The sequence below is a fragment of the Rhodococcus sp. R1101 genome (genome assembly GCF_000278445.1).
Classification (GTDB): Bacteria; Actinomycetota; Actinomycetes; order Mycobacteriales; family Mycobacteriaceae; genus Rhodococcus; species Rhodococcus gordoniae.
The window spans coordinates 1-4,213 of the sequence record NZ_AJVB01000333.1 but is presented as its reverse complement, the minus strand read 5'-3'; the positions used below and the strand labels follow the sequence as shown (position 1 = coordinate 4,213).

General features: G+C 65.2%; 5 protein-coding genes. 4 read left to right on the top strand and 1 reads right to left on the bottom strand.

The features are described from left to right. The 4 genes from R1101_RS27235 to R1101_RS0117185 all read left to right on the top strand — a co-directional run. Positions 1-633: polyphosphate polymerase domain-containing protein (locus R1101_RS27235; RefSeq protein WP_016934606.1), on the top strand; the 633-nt coding region annotated here is incomplete at its 5' end. 26 nt (positions 634-659) lie between these two features. Beyond that, positions 660-1,337: a DUF4956 domain-containing protein gene (locus tag R1101_RS0117195; RefSeq protein ID WP_016934605.1), complete on the top strand. Its 678-nt coding sequence runs from the start codon at positions 660-662 to the stop codon at positions 1,335-1,337. After that, positions 1,337-2,899 carry a CotH kinase family protein gene (locus tag R1101_RS0117190; RefSeq protein WP_016934604.1) on the top strand — a complete coding sequence of 521 codons (1,563 nt, stop codon included), beginning with the start codon at positions 1,337-1,339 and terminating at the stop codon, positions 2,897-2,899. Before R1101_RS0117195 ends, R1101_RS0117190 begins: the two co-directional genes overlap by 1 nt. Before the next feature lie 40 nt (positions 2,900-2,939). Beyond that, positions 2,940-3,728 carry an enoyl-CoA hydratase gene (locus R1101_RS0117185; RefSeq protein WP_016934603.1) on the top strand — a complete coding sequence of 263 codons (789 nt, stop codon included), beginning with the start codon at positions 2,940-2,942 and terminating at the stop codon, positions 3,726-3,728. Between the two features lie 303 nt (positions 3,729-4,031). Here the strand turns inward: R1101_RS0117185 and R1101_RS31085 are convergent. Further along, positions 4,032-4,213: hypothetical protein (locus tag R1101_RS31085; RefSeq protein ID WP_016934602.1), on the bottom strand; the 182-nt coding region annotated here is incomplete at its 5' end.

Here is a 4,213-nt window from a genome sequence, read left to right as displayed (position 1 = left end):
GAGGGCCTGAAGTTCCGCCGCAAGGTGCGTATGCGCCTCTACGGGGATCCGGCCGCGTGCACCGACGACATTCCGGTGCAGGTCGAGATCAAGCAGCGGGTCAACCGGGTGACGCAGAAACGTCGCATCGCCCTGCCCTACGGTGTCGCGCTGCGGTGGCTGAACGGGCGCGAGGACATCGAGTGCGACGACTCGCAGCGGCCGTTCGTCGACGAGGTCTCCGGTCTCGTGGGGAACCTGGATCTGCGACCGATCGTGACGACCGGTTATCTACGCGAGGCGTTCGTCGGCCGCGACGCCGACCTCGGTCTGCGTGTGACGATCGACCACAAGGTGCACGGCCGCGGCCGCGACTTCCGCTTCGGGTCCGGCGCCGAGAACCGGTTCATCATCCCGCCGAACCTGGCCATCGTGGAACTCAAGGCCAACGAACGTGTCCCGTACTGGGCGACGGATCTGACGGCACGGCTGGACATGTCGGTGATCCGGGTGTCGAAGTACTGCCAGTCGGTCGAGGCGTTCGGGCTCGCGCCTCGATCGCGTTTCGGTGCACCGGAGCTGGTGCTGCCGGACGGTTCCGACACGCGAGTGACCGCCGATCTTCTTTCCACCGAACCGATTCCGGTTCGCTGACCTTCCCTTCCGAATCAAGGACGGATATGAATTTCGATTTCCAGGACCTCAGTGGCACGTTCACGACCTTCGACATCGTGGTGTCGCTGGCGTTGTCGTTCGTGCTGTCGAGCGTGATCGCGTGGGTTTACCGCTACACCCACAAGAACGTCTCCTACAGCCAGTCCTACGTGCAGACGCTGGTGGTCGTCGGCATGGTCATCGCGCTCATCATGCTGGTGGTCGGCTCGAACATCGCGCGGGCTTTCGCTCTCGTCGGCGCACTGTCGGTGGTTCGATTCCGCAACGCCATCAAGGAAACTCGTGATGTCGGCTTCATCTTCCTGGTGATGGCCATCGGCATGACCACCGGCACCCGCTTCTACGTGCTCGCCATCGCAGCGACGGTCGCGATCTGCCTGGTGCTGCTGATCATGAACAAGTTCGACTGGTTCAAGCTCGACGTGCAACGCCAGGTGGTCAAGGTGCAGGTGCCGCCGGAGCCGGCCTACGCCGCCACCGTCGAGGACGTACTCATCGAGCACTGTAATGAATACGAGTTGGTGTCCACCGAATCCGTTCGTGCCGGCGCTCTGGTGGAGCTGTACTACACGGCTCGGCTGAAGAAGGGCACGAGTTCCAATGATCTGATCTCCGCCCTCGGCGCCGTCAACGCCGGTCAGCGGGTGACCGTCCTGACCGGATACGACCAGACCGACCTGTGATGACGGCACCGACCCCGCGGCGCCGTGTGCGGCACCGGATACCGGCCTCGCTGCGTCAGCACTGGAAACTTCCGGTGGCGTTCATCGCGTTCGTCGCGATCGTGGCCACCGCCTTCGGGTCGACACGCGTGCGGCCCTACATCACCGGCGATCCGACGATCATCTCCTCGGAGATCACCGAGAACGTCGCCGGCGCAGTCGATCTGTTCGACAGCTCCGTCACACACGAGCTGTCGGTCGAGATCGGCGACGCCGAGTACGACGACATGATCTCCGCATATCAGGAGGACGGCGACAAGGAATGGGTGGTCGCCGATGTCGTCATCGACGGCACCCGCATCGAGGACGTGGGGGTACGTCTGAAGGGAAACTCGACGCTGCGTGGCCTCCAGGGCGAGAACGGTGACGTCCCGGTCGGGCTCGGAGCTCCGGAAGGGTTCGAACTACCCGAGGGCGTCGAGTTGCCCGAAGGATTCGATCCGGCACAGGGCCCGCCCGGCATGGGGGGCACGGCGCAGGTGGATCCGGAGGATCCTACGTCGCTGCCATGGCTGATCCGCTTCGACAAGTACGTCGACGGTCGCGCCTATCAGGGCATGACCGAACTGTCGGTCCGGCCGGGCTCGCCGGTGATCAACGAGGCGATGGCGTTGTCTCTCACCGCCGAGACCGAGCAACCCACTCAGCGGTACGCGTACACGGTGTACTCGGTCAACGACAGTGCCACCGCCACGCGTCTGGTGCTCGAGCATCCGGACGAGCAGTACGCCGATTCACTGTTCGACTCCCCCGGCTATCTCTACAAGGCCGATGCGTCGTCACGCTTCGAGTACGTCGGCGACGACCAGTCGGACTACTCCGACCAGTTCGAGCAGATCAATGCTGCCGACTCGGGCACGCTGCAGCCGATCATCAGCTTCTTGAAGTGGCTGGACTCGGCCGACGACGCCGAGTTCGATGCGCACCTGGCCGACTGGGTCGACGTCGAGTCCTTCGCCCGGTACGTCGCCACACAGAACCTGCTGGTCAACGGCGACGACATGGCCGGGCCGGGCCAGAACTACTACCTCTGGTACGACCTCGGCACGAAGAAACTGTCGGTGGTCTCGTGGGATCTGAACATGGCCATGGAGGGCGGCACCACCGCCGGCCCCGACGACACCGTCTCCATGACGGGCGGCATGGGAGCGGGTGGTCCCGGAGGAAACACCGAGGCCGGCGCCTCGCAGGTAATGCCGCCGGGCAGCGGTCCCCCACAGGGCATGCCACCCGGAATGCCGGAAGGTGACGGTGAAGGTCGCGGACTTGGCGGCGGCAACACCCTGAAGACCCGCTTCCTCGACTCCGACGCCTTCACGGGGGTCTACCACGAGGCGTACCGGGAACTGTCCGAGCAGATCTACGGCAGCGGCCGGGCCCTCGAGGTCCTCGACGAGGTGGCCGCGTCGGTGCCGACCTCCGACGGCCTCACCGCCGAGGCGCTGCAGACCAGCGTCGACTCGATGCGCTCGTGGGTCGAGGGACGCACGCAGGCACAGCTTCAGTGGATTCAGCCCCGCTGAGCGGGGTCGGATCCACCGAGGTTGCGGATACTGTCGGGCCATGACTTCCGAAGAGATCCTGCTCGTCGAGCAGCGCGACGCCGTCCGCATCCTCACCTTCAACCGGCCGCAGGCGCGGAACGCGCTGAGCTCGGCGCTCATCGACGCACTGCGCACCGAGGTCGCCGCAGCGGATACGGACGACGATACGAACGTCGTGATCCTCACCGGCACCGATCCGGCCTTCTGCGCCGGACTCGACCTGCAGGAACTCGGAGAGAGCGGCGGCAACCTCTCGCTGGTCTCGGGCGCCGGCCTCCCGGTCGGTCACCCGTGGACGCCGATCTCCAAGCCGATCATCGGCGCGGTGAACGGCGCTGCCATCACCGGCGGCCTCGAGATGGCGCTCGCGTGCGACTTCCTCATCGCGTCCGAGCGCGCCCGGTTCGCCGACACCCACGCGCGCGTCGGTGTCCTGCCGGGCTGGGGACTCACCCAGCGCCTGCCCGCAGCCGTGGGTCCGGGCTTCGCGCGTCGCATGAGCCTGTCCGGCAACTTCGTGAGTGCCGACGAGGCATTACGCGTCGGTCTGGTGACGCAGGTCGTCGCGCACGACGAACTCCTCGATACGGCACTGGAGGTCGCGCGGACGGTCGCCGGCAACGATCAACCCGGTGTGCGGGCACTGCTCGCGTCGTATCGACGCGCGGAAGAGCACGTCGTCGAACCCGCTCTGCGCGTGGAGCAGCAGACGTCGGAGGCGTGGATGCAGGAGTTCTCCCCGTCGCTGGTCGCGGAGCGGCGAGCTTCCGTGATCGAACGAGGAAAGGCTCAAAACGCCCATAAGTGACGATATTTCGGGCGAATCGGACTTCAAGATCACAAAACAATCACAGCTGTTGATGCGGGGTAACAACAAATGGGACGGTTGCGACGTATGAGAAGGAAGTGAACGGAAACGTCTTCGGACACGTCCACTTCCGCACAGTCCCTCGTGGACATGCCAGTGTACGAACAACAATGGAGGTACTCATGCTGCTCGGATCCCTCGGTCTCACCCTCGTCGGCCTGCTCGCTGCCCTGGGCGTCATTCTCTGACAGCCGTAGATCGACTCCGCGCCCGCACTCCCCCCTGTGTGCGGGCGCGGTTCGGTCATCGCCCGGATGAATCCGGATGCACCTCGGGAGCTCGGAAAACCGGGTTCTCGCGGCGCTTCTCGGACATTCGCTTCTCGAATTCTTCTTTCTCCCGTTCCGCCATCTCGGGGTCGACCTCCTCGCCCGAAGGCATAGGTCCGGGATCGCTGCCGGGCGCACCCGGACCCGGATCGGCCG